The sequence below is a fragment of the Acidovorax sp. NPDC077693 genome, assembly GCF_044542805.1.
Taxonomy (GTDB): Bacteria; Pseudomonadota; Gammaproteobacteria; order Burkholderiales; family Burkholderiaceae_C; genus Acidovorax.
In genome coordinates, this window is sequence record NZ_JBITVD010000001.1 from 451,184 (window position 1) to 471,164 (window position 19,981).

The 19,981-nt window shown below is 65.1% G+C and carries 20 protein-coding genes and 1 tRNA gene; 17 read left to right on the forward strand and 4 right to left on the reverse strand.

Annotated elements, in window-relative coordinates:
- Window positions 1–20 precede the first annotated feature (20 nt).
- Together ACIGHN_RS02055 and ACIGHN_RS02060 are read right to left on the reverse strand one after the other, a co-directional pair.
- On the reverse strand, window positions 21–1,073 hold the full coding sequence (locus ACIGHN_RS02055; RefSeq protein WP_056415744.1) for a sensor domain-containing diguanylate cyclase: 1,053 nt from the start codon (window positions 1,071–1,073) through the stop codon (window positions 21–23).
- A 35-nt stretch (window positions 1,074–1,108) separates the two neighbouring features.
- Window positions 1,109–2,296, reverse strand: coding sequence for a DUF917 family protein (locus ACIGHN_RS02060; protein WP_396503055.1), 1,188 nt, complete (start codon window positions 2,294–2,296; stop codon window positions 1,109–1,111).
- Between the two features lie 252 nt (window positions 2,297–2,548).
- Here ACIGHN_RS02060 and ACIGHN_RS02065 point away from each other — a divergent pair, with 252 nt between their 5' ends.
- The 6 genes from ACIGHN_RS02065 (at window position 2,549) to ACIGHN_RS02090 (ending at window position 7,021) form a co-directional block, all read left to right on the forward strand.
- Window positions 2,549–3,235 (forward strand): DUF3334 family protein, encoded by a 687-nt coding sequence (locus tag ACIGHN_RS02065; protein WP_056415738.1) that lies wholly within the window; start codon window positions 2,549–2,551, stop codon window positions 3,233–3,235.
- Between the two features lie 128 nt (window positions 3,236–3,363).
- The gene (locus ACIGHN_RS02070) at window positions 3,364–4,119 is read left to right on the forward strand and encodes a phytanoyl-CoA dioxygenase family protein (protein WP_396503056.1); all 756 of its coding nucleotides are present in this window, start codon (window positions 3,364–3,366) and stop codon (window positions 4,117–4,119) included.
- A 17-nt stretch (window positions 4,120–4,136) separates the two neighbouring features.
- Window positions 4,137–4,535, forward strand: coding sequence for a DUF4184 family protein (locus ACIGHN_RS02075; protein ID WP_396503057.1), 399 nt, complete (start codon window positions 4,137–4,139; stop codon window positions 4,533–4,535).
- Between the two features lie 434 nt (window positions 4,536–4,969).
- Window positions 4,970–5,608 carry a hypothetical protein gene (locus ACIGHN_RS02080; RefSeq protein WP_396503058.1) on the forward strand — a complete coding sequence of 213 codons (639 nt, stop codon included), beginning with the start codon at window positions 4,970–4,972 and terminating at the stop codon, window positions 5,606–5,608.
- Between the two features lie 2 nt (window positions 5,609–5,610).
- Window positions 5,611–6,303 carry a hypothetical protein gene (locus ACIGHN_RS02085; RefSeq protein WP_396503059.1) on the forward strand — a complete coding sequence of 231 codons (693 nt, stop codon included), beginning with the start codon at window positions 5,611–5,613 and terminating at the stop codon, window positions 6,301–6,303.
- A gap of 391 nt (window positions 6,304–6,694) precedes the next feature.
- Complete coding sequence (locus tag ACIGHN_RS02090; RefSeq protein WP_396503060.1) at window positions 6,695–7,021, forward strand: plasmid stabilization protein; 327 nt, start codon at window positions 6,695–6,697, stop codon at window positions 7,019–7,021.
- A 111-nt stretch (window positions 7,022–7,132) separates the two neighbouring features.
- Here the strand turns inward: ACIGHN_RS02090 and ACIGHN_RS02095 are convergent, their stop codons facing one another.
- Window positions 7,133–8,209 carry a response regulator gene (locus ACIGHN_RS02095; protein WP_396503061.1) on the reverse strand — a complete coding sequence of 359 codons (1,077 nt, stop codon included), beginning with the start codon at window positions 8,207–8,209 and terminating at the stop codon, window positions 7,133–7,135.
- Between the two features lie 17 nt (window positions 8,210–8,226).
- Window positions 8,227–11,970, reverse strand: coding sequence for an ATP-binding protein (locus ACIGHN_RS02100; RefSeq protein ID WP_396503062.1), 3,744 nt, complete (start codon window positions 11,968–11,970; stop codon window positions 8,227–8,229).
- Between the two features lie 355 nt (window positions 11,971–12,325).
- On the opposite strand from ACIGHN_RS02100, the gene ACIGHN_RS02105 reads away from it, so the two are divergent.
- From ACIGHN_RS02105 to ACIGHN_RS02155, 11 genes are all read left to right on the forward strand, one after another.
- Entirely contained in the window at window positions 12,326–12,628 is a 303-nt protein-coding gene (locus ACIGHN_RS02105; protein ID WP_055399013.1) for an urease subunit gamma, read from the forward strand.
- Window positions 12,629–12,732: 104 nt separating this feature from the next.
- Window positions 12,733–13,350, forward strand: a complete 618-nt coding sequence (locus tag ACIGHN_RS02110; protein WP_396503063.1) for a HupE/UreJ family protein — start codon at window positions 12,733–12,735, stop codon at window positions 13,348–13,350.
- A gap of 174 nt (window positions 13,351–13,524) precedes the next feature.
- Complete coding sequence (locus ACIGHN_RS02115) at window positions 13,525–13,830, forward strand: urease subunit beta (protein WP_396503064.1); 306 nt, start codon at window positions 13,525–13,527, stop codon at window positions 13,828–13,830.
- A 213-nt stretch (window positions 13,831–14,043) separates the two neighbouring features.
- The gene (ureC, locus tag ACIGHN_RS02120) at window positions 14,044–15,810 is read left to right on the forward strand and encodes an urease subunit alpha (protein ID WP_396503065.1); all 1,767 of its coding nucleotides are present in this window, start codon (window positions 14,044–14,046) and stop codon (window positions 15,808–15,810) included.
- An 11-nt stretch (window positions 15,811–15,821) separates the two neighbouring features.
- Entirely contained in the window at window positions 15,822–16,310 is a 489-nt protein-coding gene (locus ACIGHN_RS02125; RefSeq protein WP_056415713.1) for a GNAT family N-acetyltransferase, read from the forward strand.
- Window positions 16,311–16,389: 79 nt separating this feature from the next.
- On the forward strand, window positions 16,390–17,121 hold the full coding sequence (gene ureE, locus ACIGHN_RS02130; RefSeq protein WP_396503066.1) for an urease accessory protein UreE: 732 nt from the start codon (window positions 16,390–16,392) through the stop codon (window positions 17,119–17,121).
- 159 nt (window positions 17,122–17,280) lie between these two features.
- Window positions 17,281–18,000, forward strand: a complete 720-nt coding sequence (locus ACIGHN_RS02135) for an urease accessory protein UreF (RefSeq protein ID WP_396503067.1) — start codon at window positions 17,281–17,283, stop codon at window positions 17,998–18,000.
- Window positions 17,997–18,704, forward strand: coding sequence for an urease accessory protein UreG (gene ureG / locus ACIGHN_RS02140; RefSeq protein ID WP_396503068.1), 708 nt, complete (start codon window positions 17,997–17,999; stop codon window positions 18,702–18,704). The genes ACIGHN_RS02135 and ureG overlap by 4 nt, the downstream gene beginning before the upstream one ends.
- Before the next feature lie 19 nt (window positions 18,705–18,723).
- A tRNA-Ser gene (locus ACIGHN_RS02145) sits at window positions 18,724–18,813 on the forward strand.
- A 192-nt stretch (window positions 18,814–19,005) separates the two neighbouring features.
- Entirely contained in the window at window positions 19,006–19,704 is a 699-nt protein-coding gene (locus ACIGHN_RS02150; RefSeq protein ID WP_158605781.1) for an Abi-alpha family protein, read from the forward strand.
- A 113-nt stretch (window positions 19,705–19,817) separates the two neighbouring features.
- Window positions 19,818–19,981 (forward strand): transposase (locus tag ACIGHN_RS02155; protein ID WP_396503085.1); only part of this gene is annotated, 164 nt, incomplete at its 3' end.

Below are 19,981 nucleotides of genomic sequence, written 5' to 3' on the forward strand. Positions count from 1 at the left end.
GGGCCGCCGGGCGCCCCGGGTCAGGTCGCCAGCACGTCGCCGGTGGCATCGCCCGGGTCGGCCAGCACATGCAGGGTGGCGGTGCCGTGCTGCACGTCGGCGCTGTAGACGGCGTTGCGTCCGGCTTCCTTGGCGCGGTACAGCGCCTTGTCGGCGCGGTTCACCAGGTCCTCGAAGTCGAGGATGGAGCCCTTGTGCAGCGTGGCCACACCGATGCTGACGGTGACCGACACGCACACGCCCTCGTCGTTCACCGGCACGCTCAGCGCAGCGACCTCGCGGCGCAGCGACTCGGCCATGCGCAGGGCGCTGGGGCCATCGGTCTCGGGCAGCACGATGACGAACTCTTCGCCGCCGAAGCGCGCCACGATGTCCACCCCGCGCCGCTGGCGCAACGCGCAGGCCTGCGCCACGGCGCAGATCACGCGGTCGCCCGCCAGGTGGCCCCAGGCGTCGTTCACGGGCTTGAACAGGTCGATGTCCACCACCAGCAATGACAGCGGGTGGTCGAAGCGCTCGGTGCGCTTGCATTCATTGGCGCCCAGCTCCATCAGCGTGCGCCGGTTGGCCAGGCCGGTGAGCGAGTCGTTGGAGGCCAGTTGCTCCAGCGTGGCGTTGAGCTGCTGCAGCAGCCGGTTCTGTTCGGTGAGCTGCTGGTTGATCTGCGCGATCTCGTCTTCGCGGCGCTTGCGGTCGTCGATGTTGAAGGTCACGCCGATCAGCCGCTTGCCCGGCGTGTCGCTGCCGCCGTCCATGATGCGGCCGTAGTTGGCGTACCAGACCCAGTCGCCGCGCTTGGAGCGCAGCCGGAACTCGCAGCGGTACTGCGGCGTGAGGCCCGCCAGGTGGTCCGCCACCGACTGGCGCACCATGTCCAGGTCGTCCGGGTGGAACAGGCCGTAGATGTCCTGCACGCCCGGGACGATCTCGTCCTCGGTGAAGCCCAGCTCCAGGAAGGTCTTGGTGGCCTTGCGGGTGACATGGCCGGTGACGAGGTCGTTCTCCCACAAGTCGAGCCCCGCCGCCTCCAGCGCCAGCTCCAGCCGCTCCTTGTTCAGGTCTGCTTCACCCATGGCGGCTCACTGGCTTTTCGAATGCACGCACGCGCTCAGGCCGGCGGCATGCCACCGGCATAGCCGAGCTTGCGCAAGAGACCGGCGAACGATGCCACCACGCCCGGGGTGTTGTACAGCTGCGGCGCGGTCTGCACCGAGATCACGCTCACCATCTGGCCCGTGCTGCGGCCCGTGGCGGTGTTGAAGTACAGCGTCAGGTCGTCGTTGGCATTGGAGAACCCGCGCCCCGTGCTCTCGGAGTAGTAGCAGATCGAGTCCGGCGCGATGATGTCGGGGGAGGTGCTCGACGCCGAGTACATGATCAGGTTCTCGTTGAGGTTGTAGAGGTAGTGCGTCTGCGTGCTCTGGGTCGGGTCCTGCGCATTGTCCAGCCGGATGATCCCGGAGTCCAGCGACGTCGCGCTCGAAGTGGACTGCGTGACCTCGGTGATGTAGAAGTTGGTGACCACGGCGCTCGCAGTGCGCCCGGTCAGGCTCTGGATGGCCGCGGCGACTGCCGCCGTGGACAGCGGCGTGACCGCCTGCAGCATCTGCTGGCCCAGCGCGCGCGCCTGCTCCAACGTGCCGGGGATATAGCTGCCGGACAACGCGAACTGGTTGGAGGCATTCGACGGCCACATGGCGATGCCCGAGTACCCGCCGAACCCGCCGACCACGCCGCCGGCCAGCGACTCGATGCCCGACGCCGTGCCGGAGCCCAGCACCGCGTATTCCGCCGCGACCAGCGTGGCCGCGTCGCTGGCCAGCACCGCAGGGCTGGGCGCGGGCCCGGACGGGGTGGTGAAGGTGGTCTGGGGCAGCTCCGGCACCGCGCGGCCTGCGCCGTCGCCGTTGACCACCCAGACCGAGCCGCTCGACATGGCGGCGCCGATGAGCGGCACCAGGGAATTGATCGGCCCGATCTCCACGGGGATCAGCGCGCCCACCTGCATGCCGGTCAGGCCCTGCTGCACCGCCAAGGTGTTGCTGATGGAGTTCTGGATCGCTGCCAGGTCGAGGCTGGAGGCCGCGTCGGGCGAGCCCATGATGGCCAGCACGCAGGCCGGCGTGGCGCCGTCGTAGTCCTGCACGGTGACCGTGCCGCTGTAACCCTGTTGGGCCAGTTCCTTGACGATGGAGCAGGCGTCGGAGTAGCTGCCGCCGCCGCCGCTGGCCAGCACTGCCGCACCGGTGGCGATGGCCTGGAAGTCGTTGAGCCCGTAGGAATAGACATTGCCCATGTGTGCACACCCCTCTCTTTTGTTGGGCCACCCGGCTCGGCGGGAGGCTGGCTGATTTATTGGCTGTCGGAAGGCTGGCACGATACGCGAGCCCGATGGATTGTCAATCGGCGCCATCCCGCGACGCGTCCCCGAGCGGACGGCGCGCCACACCCGTGCCATGCCCCGGGCCCGCACACTGGCTTAGCGCCCCGCCATCGCCTATGCTCTGCCCTGCACATCCCGTATTTCCGGCCGCAGCCCCCACACACCATGAGTCTCCCTGAAAAATCCCCTGTCTACAGCACCGAAGACCTGCTGATCAGCCTGTGCAACTCCGTCACCCGGGTGCTGGGCGTGGCCACGCACAGCCAGATCCACTACTCCGGCATGGTGCAGCGCATCAGCAAGACCTGCCTGAAGCCCGACATCGGCTGCTTCGTGCTGTTCGACGGCGGCTTCTCGGGGCTGGTGATCATCAACTTCTCGGCCCAGGCGGCGATGGAGCTGTACGCCAACTACCTGCTGAACATGGGCATGTCCAAGGACGACCTGGTCACCTCGTTCACGTCGGACGAAGTGAGCAACGTGATGGGCGAGCTGATGAACCAGGTGGTGGGCGACTTCACCGGCAAGGTGCGGCGCGAACTGCAGACCCACATCACCCAGAACCAGCCCAAGATGCTGGTGCTGAACAAGCAGGTGCACCTGTCGGTGGACGCCAACCTGGACAAGCCCGAAGCGCGGCGCGTGACCTTCTACACCAGCAACAACAACATCTTCTACCTGGAACTGGCCATCGACCGCACCGAGTTCATCAAGCTCTACGACTTCGAGGCACAGGAAGCGCCGGACCCCGACGCCCTGATGGCCGAATCGCAGGCCGCTCCCCCCGTGCCCGTGCCGCCACCCGCGGGGCAGGACGATACGGACGCGCTGCTCAAGTCGCTGGGGATGTGATCGCTGCGCGCCAGCGCTGGACAGGGTGCGGCAGCGTTTTGATATGAAAATGATAGCTACTAGCGCTCATCCAACAAGCGGTAGCGGCACATTTCATTCAGATTTCGGTCAGATTTATTTCAGATGCTTTGACAGCCCCCAGCCCCATCGACACCCCTGCGGCAGGCGCCACGGCGAGTGCCCTGCTGGAAGCCCAAGGCTTTGTGCTGGTGCCCGGGGTGCTGCAGCCGGCCGAATGCAGCGCCCTGGCCCACGACCTGAACGCAGACATGCAGGCGCCGGATGGCGGCGGTCACCGTGCGCCCTCGGCGTCCGGCGGCCAGCGCGATCTGCTGAACCGCCCCTGGTGCCAGGCGCTCGCCCGGCGCCTGCAGCAGTGCCCAGCCCTGGCGGACCTCCTCCCCGCATCGGCCGTGGCCGTGCAATGCACCTACTTTGAGAAGACCCCGGCCCGCAACTGGCTCGTGCCCCTGCACCAGGACCTGAGCATTCCCGTGGCCGAAAAGGTCGATGCGCCGGACCTGAACGGCTGGTCCGACAAGAACGGCGCTCTCTTCGTGCAGCCCCCTGCGCCACTGCTGCAAACGCTGCTGGCCGTGCGCGTGCACCTCGACCCCTGCCATGCCGACGACGGCCCGCTGCGCGTGGTGCCTGCCAGCCACACCCAGGGCGTGCTGGCGGCCGACGCAGCCCGTGCGCTGCGCGACCGCGCAGGCGATGTGCCCTGCCTTGCCGATGCAGGCACCGCCCTGGTCATGCGGCCGCTGCTGCTGCACGCATCGTCCAAAGCCAGCGGGACCAGCCAGCGGCGCGTGCTGCACTTCGTCTTCGGCCCCGCCCAGCTGCCCTGGGGCCTGCGTTGGCGGGGTGTGGTCGACGACTGAAAGAAGCGATACACGCCATGCCCTTCACCCCGTTCCACATGGGCGTCGGCCTGGCTGCCAAGGCAGTGGCCGGACGGCACTTCAGCGTCCTCACCTTCAGCATCGCCCAGGTGGCGATGGACATCGAACCGCTGATCGGGATGCTGCGCCAGTCAGCCGTCCTGCATGGCCCCACGCACACGTACCTGGGCGCAGTGCCCATTGCGCTGGTGGCTGCCGCTGCGACACCTTGGCTGTGCGGGCCGCTGCTGCGGCGCTGGAACGACGAAGCGGCGCACTACGGCATGCCGTGGCTGCAGGAGGAAGCGTCGTGGAAGCCGCACATCGTTGTGCTCAGCGCACTGGCCGGGACCTTCACGCACGTGCTGCTCGACAGCGTCATGCACATGGACATCCGGCCGTGGGCGCCTTGGTAGGATGCGAATGGGCTGTATCGCAGTATTTCCTTGTCTGCACTGCACGGTTTGTGCGCTGCGGGAATCGTGGCGGGAGCCGTCGGGTGGTTGCTACGGCGCTGGTTAGGCAGGCGCGGCTCTGCGCAGTAACTAGATCTTCAGCGAAAAGCTCAACTGAGTCGGGCGAATCAGCTTGCGGGTTCGACTCACTGAAGAGCAGACGATGACGTAACTCTTGACTACTCGCTTGGATTACACCGGACAAAATTGTGCTTCACTCATTGCACTTTCTCATCAGATTTCTCAAATCTGCGCGTTAGACAAGAACCATCCGCAAAACGACAGAAACTGCGTTTTCAGAAGAGAATTCCATCCTTTAACCACACCAAAATCATTCTGCAGTCATGACAATACAGGAGGCACTTAAAAAAATTTAGTACACAAAAACTTATACCATGCTACCCGTTAAACCCCCGTCAGAACCAATCACTAACGGCAAGATTTTATATGGCCCAGGAAAAAATCTGAAGAAGATAGTTTTCGAAGGGCTTGACCGGACGCAAAAATTAGTCAAAAAAATCGCCACCATTGACGATCTCAAAAAGAAAATAATTTTAATTCAGCCGTATGAAGAAGAACTTTATCTGTCTGGCCTGAGAGAAAGTGGAGTGGCAGGATATCTATATCTATGCGCTCATGCGGCGCCGGATCGAATTCAAGGGATGTTGAGTGGCGCACAGGTTGCAAAAGTCATTCGCGACAGCGGTATCTGGAACAACGAACCTATACTACTCGAAGCTTGCAGATCAGGAGGAACATCAGACGGAATAGCGAGCTCATTGGCATTTAGCTTACAAACTTATGTAACGGCGCCCACCACTCCCGTCTGGAACTATCCCCTCGGCGGCCCAGCAATTGATCAAGGGGCGTTCGAAAGCCTCCCGGGCAAACTTGCCAAATTGCCCTTTCCAAATTTAACCAAGCCAGGTCAGTGGCGAACGTGGGGGCCCGATGGCAGCCCCATATCCACAACTCGAACTTCACCCAGAGATCAACTAAGCCTGCCGAAGCATATTCAACCCAACAATAAATAGCAATGTCCGAAAACGCAAAAAAGAACAAAATCTTCTTGATTTGTTTATTATCTTTTATTGCAGTCTGCGTTTTGTGGTGGTGGATGGAGAGCTACGTCAGCTGCGATACGCAAGACGAATATTCTTTGCGCGGTGCGTGCTTGGCACAAGTAAAAAATGGAGCCATGAACGGCCAAGTGGGTGCCCAATGGGCTTACGGCGACTATTTGTCAAACAACGGCGACAAAGGGGAAGCTGCAAGATGGTACCGAACGGCGCTGCAGAACTCGACCAAAGCACTGGATTTGATGGGCAGGGTGGGGCATTGCGATAAAAATCCCGGACTGGATCATCATGCTTTGGAATCGAAAATTCAAAGCATTTCTCAACGGAATCCAGATGCCCATTTGCTTCTGCTAGAGCTCTATCTAAGTCACAACTGCCGCTCCTTCAACCTTGATAATGCTAGTGCGACGATTCCTCGCTTAACACAGTGTGCCTATTTAGCGCTAGGTGAATACATCAGACTCAGCGAGCGAATGCATCATCCCATCAAAAATACCGATATTTCCAATATAAAAGACAATCTCAAGCTCTGCCACGCCGATCTCAGAAAAGGCCAGCAAGACGATTCAATACTGCGCGAATTTATCCCATTGCAGAAAGAATCATTAGATGAGCTCGAACGCGCCGTCGAAAAATTAAATCCTGAATGAGAAATTGAAACACCCTTCCATCTTGAATCTTCAAGAGAATGCCGATCCATAGGCGTGCAATAAAACGCAGCCTCAATGCAACCCATTATTGAATACACAGACAGAGGCAATCCTTCTGTCCGAATAAGTGACTACAGACCAATACGCCGTCATTGACCATCCACCGCACAACCTCCCAAACTGGGCGAGAAAAATGATGGCTACTCTTGCGGTACCGCCCAGGTCCGCACCCGTGAGCCGACAGCAGCCGACTGACGGTCGCCAGTACAAACCTGCCGTCCTACAACAGCACCCCAGCAGTACTGACGGCCGCACCCAACTGGCTTGGTAGATTGCAAGAAGCACCGGCATCGTCTCTGCCAGCGCACACACCCATTCAAGGAGCTCCCCCATGCCCCAAGACCAGTGGACCGCAAAGCGTGAACGCCAGTACGAACACATCAAGAAAAGCCTTAAAGAGCGCGGCAAGAGCACGGGAACGGCTGAAGAGATAGCGGCCCGCACGGTCAATAAAGAGCGCGCCCAGCACGGCGAGAGCAAGACCGCCAATGCCAAGACTCTGCACGACACCCCCGCACCGGTGCGCGGTGGCAAGCGGTCGCACCAGGGCGCGCAGGGACGTACGCGGGATCAGCTTTATGAAGAAGCCAAGCGCAAGGGCATCAAAGGCCGCTCGACCATGAACAAGGCAGCGCTGGAAAAGGCTGTCGGCCGCTGACCGCACGCGCGCATTGACGCGTGCCCTTCAGGATCAGCGCACGTTTTACTATCAATTTAATAGCCATCAGCGCACAACCAGCGGGCGGTAGCGGCCTAAATCCTCCGAGATCTACCCCTCGAACTGCGGATGCAGCTGCCGGATGCGGTTCATCGCCATCCCTGCCGCTGCCGTGCGTGTCTCCACCCCCAGCTTGGCGAACACGCGCTCCAGGTGTTTCTTCACGGTGGCGGGGCTCGCGCCCAGGATGTCGCCGATGTCGCGGTTGATCTTGCCCTTGACCACCCAGTACAGCACCTCGGCCTCGCGGGCGGTGAGCTTGAAGGACAGGCTCATGGATTCGATGATCTTCGCGTCCGACACCTCGCGCATCACGATGAGCCAGTCGCCGCCGCCCGCGCTGTCGCCAGCCTGCTGGTGCAGGCGGAAGGTGAGCCTGCGGGCCCCCTGCTCCACCGCCAGGCGCGGGGGCTCGGCGAGCGATGCGGCCAGCAGTTCTGCGGCGTTGTCGGCCAGCACGTGGCGGCGCAGCCAGGCCTGCACCGGCTCGGGCGCCCACTGGCCGAAGGCGGTGGGCGTGCCGTCCGGGCCCACTTCGCCGAAGTAGCTTTGCAGCAGTTCGCGCGCGAGCGGGGTCTGCCACACGATGCGGCCGTCCACTGCGCGCACGGTGATGCTGGCGTAGCCGAAGGCATCGAGCGCGTTGCGCGCCTCGCGGGCCTGGCGCGCGTCCTGGCGGGCCTTGCGGGCCGCGCCCAGGTGCACGCCCATGCGGGCCATCACCTCGCGCGGCTTGATGGGCTTGGTGACGTAGTCCACGCCACCGGCCTCCAGCGCGGCCACCAGGTGCTCGGTCTCGGTCAGGCCGGTCATGAAGATGATGGGGATGTGCGCGGTGGCGGGCGACGCCTTGAGGCGCCGCGCCACCTCGAAGCCGTCCATGCCGGGCATCATCGCGTCCAGCAGCACGATGTCGGGCAAGGCCTGCGCCGCGCGCTGCAGCGCGGCCTCGCCGTGCATGGCCACCAGCACCGTGTAGCCCGACTCGTCGAGCGCATCGTGCAGCACGGCCAGGTTGTCGGGCACGTCGTCCACGATCAGCACCACGTCGCTGTCGCTGCGGTCCAGCGCGGCGGCACCGGTGGCGGGCAGGCCGGGCGGGTAGGAAGGGGCGGTGGTCGTCATCATCGTTGTCGTCGTCGTGCTCACGAAGGGGCCCGTTCCAGGAGCTGGCCCATGGCGTCGAACTGGAATTCGCGGGCCATCTGCCGCAGGGTATGAACGAAGGCCTGGTGCGCGGGCTGGCTGCGCTCGATCTCGTCCAGGGCGTTGAGAATCCCGCGGTAATAGCCCAGCGCCACGGCCTGCAGCAGCGGCGCGAGGGTGGCGGCGTCGGGATAAGTCAGCGGTTGGCCTGCCGCGCCAGCGGTGCTGGCGGGCCAGGTGGTGCCCACCGCGGTGTCGCCCTCATGCAGCCACTGCAGGGCCAGGCGGCGCTCCAGCCAGTCCAGCAGCTCGCTGTGGCGCACGGGCTTGACGATGAAGTCCTCGGGGCGGATGTCCACGTCGTTGTCCAGGGCCTTGTCAAAGGCGTTGGCGGACACGATGGCGCAGTGGATGGGCTCCTTCGGCCGGGACAGCGGGCCTGGGCCTTGGCCTGCATCGGCACCGACACGGCCCGCCGATGCCGCCCCGTCCGGCGGAGCGCGGTCCGCTGACGGTCGGCCATCTTGCGCCTGCATCTGCCGCACGCGCCGCAGCGTTTCCCACCCGTCGATGCCGGGCATGGCCAGGTCCATGAAGATGGCATGGGGCCGGTAGCCGGTGGCCAGCAGGTCGAGCGCGTCGTGTCCGCTGGCAGCCTGGCGCAGCTCGAAGCCCAGGGGCTCCAGCAGGTGCACCAGCAGCTCGCGGTCGGGCTCCTCGTTGTCCACCACCAGGATGCGGCGGCGCTCGCCCGTGTAGCCCACGCGCGCCTTGCGCAGCGGTGCCACGCGGCCATTGCCGGGTGCGGTGGCGGCCTTGCCCAGCGCTTCGGCATGCACCTCGGGCAGGAAGAGCTTGACGTGGAAGACCGAGCCCACGCCGGGCTGGCTGGTGACCGACATTTCGCCGCCCATCAGCACGGTGAGCATGCGGGCAATGGTGAGGCCCAGGCCCGCACCAGGCGCTGCGGACGGCCCGCTGCTGCCGCTGGAGCCGCCCCGGGCAAAGGGCTCGAAGATGCGCTCGATCTCGCCGGCCGTGAGGCCCGGCCCCGTGTCCTGCACCTCGATGCGCGCCATCTCGCGGGCGTACCGTACCCGCAGCGTGACGGTGCCTTGCGCGGTGAACTTGACGGCGTTGCCCAGCAGGTTGATGAGGATCTGGCGCAGGCGCTTGTCGTCGGCGCGCACCACTTCCGGGATCACGCCCTGCACGTCGAACACGAAGGCCAGGCCCTTGGCCGCGGCCTGCAGCTCGAGCAGCGCGGCCATCTCGTGCAGGCCATCGGCAAAGCGCATGGGCGCAACGTCGAGCGTGAGCTTGCCGGACTCGATGCGCGCGATGTCGAGCGTGCCTTCGATGAGCGACAGCAAGTGCTCGCCGCCGCGGCGGATCACATGCACCGCCTGCTTGCGGTGCGGGGGCACGCCCGTGTCCTCGCCCATCAGCTGCGCATACCCCAGGATGGAGTTGAGCGGCGTGCGGATCTCGTGGCTGATGGCACTGATGTAGCGGCTCTTGGCCTGGTTGGCCTGGTCGGCGGCGCGCTGGGCCGCCTCGGCCACCTGGCGCGCCTGTTCGGCCACGCTGCGCGCGGTCTGCAGGGCCTCGTCGGTCTGGCGGTGCAGCTCGATCTCGCGCACCAACAGGCCGGTCTGGCGGTTGGATTCCTCCTGGGCCACCTGGCGGCTCTTGTGCGCCAGCACCAGCCACCAGGCCACGATGCCGGAGATAACCAGCAGGGCCAGATAGGCCTTGAGCAGGCCCGAGCGCAGGGCCACCTCGGGTGCGGCCTGCACCTCGGTATCGGTGAGGGCCTGCCCGATGGTGTTGAGCTCCTGGTGGTACAGCAGGCCCATGACCGAGGCCAGCAGCGGCGCGATCACCAGCATCAGCAGCAGGAAGTGGCCCAGCCCCGTGTCCAGGTAGCGCCAGACGGTACGCGGCAGCACCCAGCGCAGCGCGGCGGACCACTGCACCGCCATGCTCGCGTGGGGCTTGCACAGGTCGCCGCAGCGCGCATCCAGCGTACAGCACAGCGAGCAGATGGCACCACGGTAGGCGGGGCACTGCGCCATGTCGGGCGCCTCGTACTCGCGCTCGCACACCACGCAGCGCTGCACCACCAGGCGCTGGTAGAGCCCCAGGTCGGCGGCGGTGGCGCCGGGCACCGGGCCCACCATGGGCACGGCCACGGGCTCGCTCTGGCGTGCGATGTAGTACTTGCCCCGCGTGGCCCACGCAATGAGCGGCGCGGCGACAAAGGCCACAGCCATGGCGATCACCGCAGAAAAAGCCTGCGGCAGCGGCCCGAAGAAGCCCAGGTGCGCGCTGATGGACACGACGGACGCCAGCGCCATCGAACCCACGCCCACCGGGTTGATGTCGTACAGGTGCGCGCGCTTGAATTCGATGCCCCGGGGCGACAGGCCCAGCGGCTTGTTGATGACGAGGTCGGCCACCACCGACATGATCCAGGCGATGGCGATGTTGGAGTAAAGCCCCAGCACCTCGCCCATGGCGCGGAACACGTTCATCTCCATCAGCATGAAGGCGATCAGCGTGTTGAACACCACCCACACCACCCGCCCCGGATGGCTGTGCGTGAGGCGCGAGAAGAAGTTGGACCACGCCAGCGACCCCGCGTAGGCATTGGTCACGTTGATCTTGAGCTGCGAGATCACCACGAACAGCGCCGTGGCCGCCACCGCCCAGCCGTAGTTCGGGAACACGTACTCATACGCGGCCAGGTACATCTGGTTGGGGTCGACCGCACGGTCCACCGGCACCATGTGGGTGAGCGCCAGGTAGGCCAGCAGCGCACCGCCCAGCATCTTGAGCACCCCCAGCACCACCCAGCCCGGCCCACCCACCAGCACGCCCAGCCACCAGCGGCCCCGCGTGGCCGGCGTGCTGGCGGGCATGAAGCGCAGGTAGTCGGCCTGCTCCCCCATCTGGGTGATGAGCGCAATGCCGACGGTGAGCGCCGCACCAAACAAGGGCAGCTGAAAGCTGGCACCGCGCGCAAATTCACCACCGTAGTGCACAACGCCCGCAAACGCACCAGGATCGCGCATCAACACGTAGCCGAACGGCACCACCAGCATCACCAGCCACAGCGGCTGCGTCCACATCTGCAGCCGGCTGATGGCCGACACGCCGTGCGTGACCAGCGGAATCACCACGATGGCGCAGATGAGGTAGCCCCAGGTGGGCGGGATGTCGAGCGCCAGCTCCAGCGCATAGGCCATGACGGCGGCCTCGAGCGCGAAGAAGATGAAGGTGAAGCTCGCGTAGATCAGCGAGGTGAGCGTGGAGCCGATGTAGCCAAAACCCGCGCCGCGCGTGAGCAGGTCCATGTCCACCCCGTAGCGCGCCGCATACACGCTGATGGGCAGCCCCGCCAGAAAGATGATGAGCCCCGTGGCCACGATGGCCCAGAACGCGTTGATGAAGCCGTACTGCACCAGCAGCGTGGCGCCCACGGCCTCCAGGATCAGGAATGACGCGGCCCCGAACGCCGTGTTGGCCACCCGCCACTCGGACCACTTGCGAAAGCGCTGGGGGGTGTAGCGCAGCGCGTAGTCCTCCATGGTCTCGGTGGCCACCCAGCTGTTGTAGTCGCGCCGGACCTTGACGACCTGCTGCGGAGCCTGCTGCGATGCCTGCGCGTCCCCATCCTGACCCGACGGCTGCACCGGCGCAGCGGCGGCAGGAGCAAGCGGGGAGGTGGGCAAGGGCATGGTGGTGAGAGGGCAGCAGGGACTGGAGGTGCAGTTTCCATGCCACGGCCCACCGCAGCGGGCACCGCCCCTGCGCCAGATGACGTATGGCGGGCACGGGGCTTGCTGCCTATGATGCAACGGCGTTCATCCGATCACGTCAGATCGCCCGGTCTGCCACACCACCGCCCCCTTCGGCTCGGCCCCCACCCGTTCGGGCTGAGCTTGTCGAAGCCTTGCGCGACGCTTCGACAGGCTCAGCGTGAACGGAGGTGGTTTTTGATGCTTTGTGCAGAAAACGATATGGAACTGACTCCTCGCGTTCGGCCGCATCGCGGTCGCGCGAGCCAATGACCCCAGCTTTGAGTGAAACGATATGGAACTGACTCCTCGCGAAAAAGACAAGCTGCTGATCTTCACCGCTGCCCTGCTGGCCGAGCGCCGCAAGGCCCGGGGCCTGAAGCTCAACTACCCCGAGGCCATGGCCCTGATCAGCGCCGCCGTGATGGAAGGTGCGCGCGACGGCAAGACCGTGGCGCAACTCATGAGCGAAGGCCGTACCGTGCTGACCCGCGCGGACGTGATGGACGGCATCGCCGAGATGATCCCGGACATCCAGGTCGAAGCCACCTTCCCTGACGGCACCAAGCTCGTCACCGTCCATCAGCCGATCGTCTGACCCCCTTCCCTCTTTGCCTCTTTGCCTCTTTGCCTCTTTGCCTCTTTGCCTCTTTGCCTCTTTGTCTCTTTGTCTCTTTGTCTCTTTCTCTCTGTGGAGCCCTCATGCGCATCGCACTCTCACACCGCCACACAGCCGCTCTCTTTTTCATGGCTGCCAGCGCAATCAGCACAGGCGCCAGCGCCCATACCGGTGCTGATTCCCATATCCACAACAGCTTTCTGAGTGGCTTCGCCCACCCCTTGTTCGGCATGGACCACCTGGCCGCCATGGTGGCCGTGGGCCTGTGGAGCGCCCTGGCCGCGCGCCGTGCCGGCCCCGAACTGCTGTGGGGCCCCGTGGGCTTCGCGGCCATGCTGCTGGCGGGCGCGGTGCTGGGCCTGCAGGGCGTGGCCATTCCGGCGGTGGAGCCCATGATCGCCGCATCGCTGCTGGCCACCGGCCTGCTCGTGGTGTCGCGCCTGCGGGTGCCGGGCATCGTGGCGGCGCTGGGCGTGGGCGCGTTCGCCGTGTTCCATGGCGCGGCGCACGGCTACGAGCTGGCGGGCAGCGACAGCGCCTGGCAGACCCTGGCCGGCATGCTGGCCGCCACCGTGCTGCTGCACGGCGCGGGCCTGGCGGCGGGCTGGGCACTGCGCGAGCGCCATATGTGGCTGGCGCGTCTGGCCGGTGCGGGCGTGGCGGCCTTCGGCGGCGCGCTGCTGCTGCAGCAGGTGGCGTGATGGCGTCGACCCCCACACCCTGTGCTGAGCGCACAAGTCCCTCGCCCCTCGCGGGAGAGGGGTTGGGGAGAGGGGGCGCGAACGGCGCAGCACTCGCATCGAACACCCCCTCTCCCCGGCCCTCTCCCGCAAGGGGAGAGGGAGCAACCCCCTACCGTGGATAACTGACCCACCATGACCCCAGGCGAACTCCTCATCGACGCGGGCGAACACCTGCTCAACACCAGCCGCCGCACGCTGACCATCGTCGTGCGCAACACGGGCGACCGCCCCATCCAGGTGGGCTCGCACTACCACTTTGCCGAGACCAACAACGCCCTGGGCTTCGACCGCGCCGCCGCGCAGGGCATGCGACTCAACATCGCGTCGGGCACGGCCGTGCGTTTCGAGCCCGGCCAGGAGCGCACGGTCGAGCTGGTGGACTACGCAGGCGACCGCCGCGTGTTCGGCTTTCAGGGCCGGGTGCAGGGCGCGCTGTAGCCAGAGCCGGCCCATGCGCACCTGCATGCCTGCCCCTCCCATTCGGGCTGAGCCTGTCGAAGCCAGGGCATGCGGCCCGATGGCACACCCCAAGGCACACCCCTGGACATGCCGGCAGCAAGAATATTGAAAAAAACAGCCGCTACCGCTTGTTCCATAAGCGCTAGCAGCTATCAAAAGCATAGTAATCCAGTTTTCGCGGAGCACCCCACCATGGCAACCATTGGACGACGCGCCTACGCCGAAATGTTCGGCCCCACCGTGGGCGACCGCGTGCGCCTGGCCGACACCGAACTCATCCTGGAGGTGGAGGCCGACTACACCCTGCGCGCCGGCAGTTACGGAGAAGAGGTGAAGTTCGGCGGCGGCAAGACCATCCGCGATGGCATGGCGCAAAGCCAACGCACGAACTCGCAAGGGGCTGTGGATACCGTGCTGACCAACGCCCTCATCGTCGACCACACCGGCATCGTCAAGGCCGACATCGGCCTGCGCGCGGGGCGCATCGCGGCCATCGGCAAGGCCGGCAACCCCGACACCCAGCCGGGCGTGGACATCATCATCGGCCCCGGCACCGAGGTCATCAGCTGCGAGGGCAACATCGTCACCGCGGGCGGCATCGACAGCCACATCCACTTCATCTGCCCGCAGCAGATCGAAGAGGCCCTGGCCAGCGGCGTGACCACCATGCTGGGCGGCGGCACCGGCCCCGCCACGGGCACGCTGGCCACCACCTGCACCTCCGGCCCCTTCAACATGGAGCGCATGCTGCAGGCGGCCGACGCCTTCCCCATGAACCTGGGCTTCCTTGGCAAGGGCAACGCCAGCCTGCCCGATGCGCTGCACGAGCAAATCAGCGCGGGCGCCATCGGCCTCAAGCTGCATGAAGACTGGGGCACCACGCCTGCGGCCATCAGCAACTGCCTGGATGTGGCCGAGGCCACCGACACGCAGGTCGCCATCCACTCCGACACCCTCAACGAATCAGGCTTTGTGGAGAACACCATCGCGGCGGTGGGCGGGCGCGGCATCTGCGCCTTCCACACCGAAGGCGCGGGCGGCGGCCATGCCCCCGACATTCTGCGCGTGGTGGGCGAAGACAACTTCTTGCCATCGTCCACCAACCCCACCATGCCCTACACCCAGAACACGCTGGATGAGCATGTGGACATGCTCATGGTGTGCCACCACCTCGATGCCAGCATCGCCGAAGACCTGGCCTTTGCCGAAAGCCGCATCCGCAAGGAGACCATCGCCGCCGAAGACATCCTGCACGACCTGGGCGCCATCAGCATGATGTCCAGCGACAGCCAGGCCATGGGCCGCGTGGGCGAAGTCATCCTGCGCACCTGGCAGACCGCGCACAAGATGAAGGTGCAGCGCGGCTGGCTGGCCCCCTCCCCGATCGCCCTGAGCCCGTCGAAGGGCCCGGCTGAGCCTGTCGAAGCCCTTCAGCGCAACGACAACACGCGCATCAAGCGCTACGTGGCCAAATACACCATCAACCCCGCGATCGCCCACGGCATCAGCCACGAGGTGGGCTCGCTCGAAGTGGGCAAATGGGCCGACATCGTGATCTGGAAGCCCGCCTTCTTCGGCGTGAAGCCCGCGCTCATCCTGAAGGGCGGCATGATCGCCATGGCGGCGATGGGCGACCCGAACGCCTCCATCCCCACGCCGCAACCGGTGCACTACCGGCCCATGTTCGGCGCGTTCGGCGGGGCCATCGCCAAGACGTCGCTCACCTTCGTGTCGCAGGCGGGCTTGCATGCCGGCATCGGCGAGCGCTTCGGCCTGCGCAAGACGCTGTCCGCCGTGCACAACATCCGCGGCATCAGGAAGCGCGACATGGTGCACAACAGCTACACCCCGAAGATGGAAGTGGACGCCCAGACCTACACCGTGCGCGCCGACGGCCAGCTGCTGACCTGCGAGCCTGCCACCGTGCTGCCCATGGCGCAGCGCTACTTCCTGTTCTGAGGCCACGCCCCGTGAATGCCGTGCTGCAAGACCTGCACATCCGCCTGGACGACCTGAGCGACCCGCGCATCGAAGCCTTCATGCAGGAACACCTGCAGGACATGTACGCCACCTCGCCACCGGAGAGCGTGCACGCCCTGGACATGGACCAGCTGCGCCAGCCCGGGATCGCGTTCTGGTCGGCCTGGCTGCCGGATGCGGGCGGCGACGTGCTGGTGGGCACCGGCGCGCTCAAGCGGCTGGACGCCGCACATGCCGAACTCAAGTCCATGCGCACCAGCGCCCACCACCGGGGCCGGGGCATCGCCCGCCAATTGCTGAACCACCTGCTGCAAGAGGCCCGCACACGCGGCCACACCCAGGTGAGCCTGGAGACCGGGCCGCAGCCCTTCTTTGCACCCGCGCGCAAGCTGTACTTTCAGCACGGCTTTGTCGAATGCGGCCCGTTTGCCGGATACCGCCTGGACCCGTACAGCTTCTTCATGACCCGCCCGCTGTAGTGGCTACGCACGCCGCCCCGCCACCATCCCGCCGGGCCACAATGCGCGTTTTGCCGCACGCCACAACGACATCCCTTCCATGATCCAAGCCTCCAAACTCATTCCCCAGGGCAAAGGCCTGGCCCCGGTCCTCATCAAGCGCGCCACCACCATCGAACTCGACTGGGACGTGCGCCAGAAAAGCCGCTTCGCCGCCACCGACTCCGCTGGGCGCGAGCTGGGCATCTTCCTGCCGCGCGGCACGCTGGTGCGCGGCGGCGACGTGCTGGTGGCCGAAGACGGCTCCATGGTCCGCGTCATCGCCGCGCCGCAGCCCGTGCTGGTCATCACGCACTGCACGCAGCACGGCACCCCGTTCGACCTGACCCGCGCCGCCTACCACCTGGGCAACCGGCACGTGCCCATCGAGCTGCAGCCCGACCACCTCAAGATCGAACCCGACCACGTGCTGGCCGACATGCTGCGTGCCATGCACCTCATCGTGAAGGCGCAGGACCTGCCTTTCGAGCCCGAAGGCGGCGCCTACGCTGCGGGGCACAGCGGCGGGCACCATCACCGTGGCGGGCATGGGAATGATGGCCATGACCACGATCATGACCATGCCCATGGGCACGACCACGGACACAGTCACGCACAGGCAGCGTCGCCATCCCCGGCGCACGATCACGGCCACAGTCATGACCACAACCATCAGGCCGATCCATCGCAGCCCGCAGCACCCGCCCGCGGCCGCACCGTGGCCATCCCGGTGGTGGCGCAGGCCCAGGGCCATGTGCACGGCCCGCACTGCAACCACGGACATGACCACTGATCATGGCCACCGTTTGCATCTGCACCTGCACCTGCACCTGCACCCGCACCCGCGCCTGCACCTTCCCTTCCGTTCGGGCTGAGCCTGTCGAAGCCAGGGCACCGCGCGCCGTGCGCCCTGCACCCACGCCTGCCCAACCGGACTCCTGAGCCCCTGCCCGTGCGCCCCGACCGCCCCGCTCCCCTGCCCGCCGCCAGCCTTCTGCAGCTCATCTGGCTTGCCTCGCCCGCGCTGCCGGTGGGCGGCTTCTCGTATTCCGAGGGCCTGGAAAGCGCCATTGAAAACGCCGGCATCGACAGCGAAGCCGCCGTCGGCGCATGGCTGCTGGACCAGCTGCACATCACCCAGGCCCGCAGCGACATGGCCCTGATCGCCAAGGCCGTGGGCGCCTGGCGGCGTGGAGACGGCGGCGACCTGGCCCATGTGCGTGAGCTCAACGACTGGGTGCTGCACACCCGCGAGACGAGCGAGCTGCGCCTGCAGACCGAGCAGATGGGCCGCTCCATGGCCGACTGGCTGCGCAACCAGCACCAGGGCGATGACCAGGTCATGCCCGCCGTGCAGTATCTGGCCGCCCTGCCCCCCACCTATCCCGTGGCCTTCGCACTGGCTGCGTCCATGACACAAGCGCCCGTGCGCGACGTGCTGCTGGCCTACGCCTTCGGCTGGGCCGAGAACATGGTGCAGGCCGCGCTCAAATCCATGCAGCTGGGCCAAAGCGCCGGCCAGCGCATCCTGGCCCGCCTGGCCGACGCGATCCCTGCCGCCGCAGACCACGCCATCGTCCTGATGGACAGCGAACGCCAGGCTTTTTCCCCCATGCTCGCCATCCTTTCGGCCCAGCACGAAACCCAGTACTCACGCCTCTTCCGATCATGACCAACAGCACCAGTACCTCCAGCACCTCCGCCACCGCCCTGCACCACATCGCGAACCGCACCAAGCAGCTGCCGCCCCTGCGCGTGGGCATCGGCGGCCCGGTGGGCTCGGGCAAGACCACCCTGCTGGAGATGCTCTGCAAAGCCATGCGCGACGACTACGACCTGATCGCCATCACCAACGACATCTACACCAAGGAAGACCAGCGCCTGCTCACCGTGAGCGGCGCCCTGCCCGCCGAGCGCATCCTGGGTGTGGAGACCGGCGGCTGCCCGCACACCGCCATCCGTGAAGACTGCTCCATCAACCTCGAAGCCATCGACCGCATGCTGGGCGAGCACCCCAACGCCGACATCGTCTTCGTGGAAAGCGGCGGCGACAACCTGGCCGCGACCTTCAGCCCTGAGCTCTCGGACCTGACCATCTACGTCATCGACGTCGCCGCCGGCGAGAAGATCCCCCGCAAGGGCGGCCCCGGCATCACCAAGAGCGACCTGTTCATCATCAACAAGACCGACCTGGCTCCCCACGTGGGCGCCAACCTGGATGTGATGCACGCCGACACCACCCGCATGCGCACCACAGCCCAGGGCCTCAAGCCGTTCGTGATGACCAACCTCAAGACCCTGACGGGCGTGGCGGACGTGGTGAAGTTCATCGAGACGCGCGGCATGCTGAAAAAACAAGCACCCTCCGTCGGCTAGAATCCGCAGCTTCCGTGCCCGGAGACGTGGGTGAGCGGTTTAAACCAGCAGTCTTGAAAACTGCCGACGGGCAACCGTCCGTGAGTTCGAATCTCACCGTCCCTTTCCAGGATTCATGACAGACGGGCCCGAGCGGCCCGTTTTGCATTTCTACCTTCCGCTTTACCTATCTTCCTGGGATGCGCATAGGCAGATACCCCCACTACCATCCCTTTGGACGGTAGAGTGCGTAGGGGCAATGCGCTCCGCGAGCGTAGTGCCCCAGTTCCCGCGCATGTTGGCAACGACACAGGAGGGTTGGATGATCGATTCCGAAAGCGCACAAGAAGCCGCTAAGGCCGTGCAAGAAGTTGCGAAAGCAACCCAGTCAGCAATTGATGCCTCAAGGGAAGCGGGTGGCTTTCTTGCGAAGTACTTGGATGGTCCACTGACCCAAATGTCGGCCCTACTTGAGGACCGCCTCAAATACGCCCGTAGCATTCGGCTTGTCAGGCTACAACATAGATTCCGGCAAGAGGTGCAGGCGTTGGGCACGCAGGTGCCAATTCAGCCACTCCCTGTTAACTTTGCGATATCCGCCTTGGAGGAAGGAAGCCTGGAAGATGATGATGAGCTTCAGGACCTCTGGGCGCGGCTGCTTGCGAATACGGTGGATGCCAGCTCAGGCGTCGCTCCCAGAAGAGCACACATCTCAATGATCAGAGATATGTCACGCATGGATGCGCTCATCTTTGAGGCCATTTACGGCGTACCTGATGTGCCTAGTGGTAAGGCCATCGTTACATATGAATTGCCCGGAAAAGCGTATCGGGCAGACGGATTGGAGGCTGCCGAGGTGCCCGAACCAAGTGAGGAAATTGTCCTCTCACTGTCCAATCTAGAACGCATAGGCGCTGTTGCTTTTGGCTCAACTTGGTCTGGTGCGGAGGTCTTCAAATTCGCGAACAAGACGACCGCCGGAAGAGAGTTGATGAAAGCTATCAAGCGCCGATCCATTTGATTCACCTACGGGTTCGGGCTCGGTACCTTGCTTAGCCGATGGCACCGGGCTGAATCGCCCCGGCTGAACTAGACACCTTCGAGCCTCAAACCTGAGGCCCAATAGGAGGTGCCATGACAAAGCAGCCATATCCCGAAGAGTTCAAGATCGAAGCGGTTAAGCAGATAACGGAGCGAGGCCATCGAGTAGCCGATGTATCCGCCCGGATCGGCGTGAGCCAGCACAGCCTGTACAAGTGGATCAAGGTCTATTCGGTGCCTGCGCCAGAACGACAGAT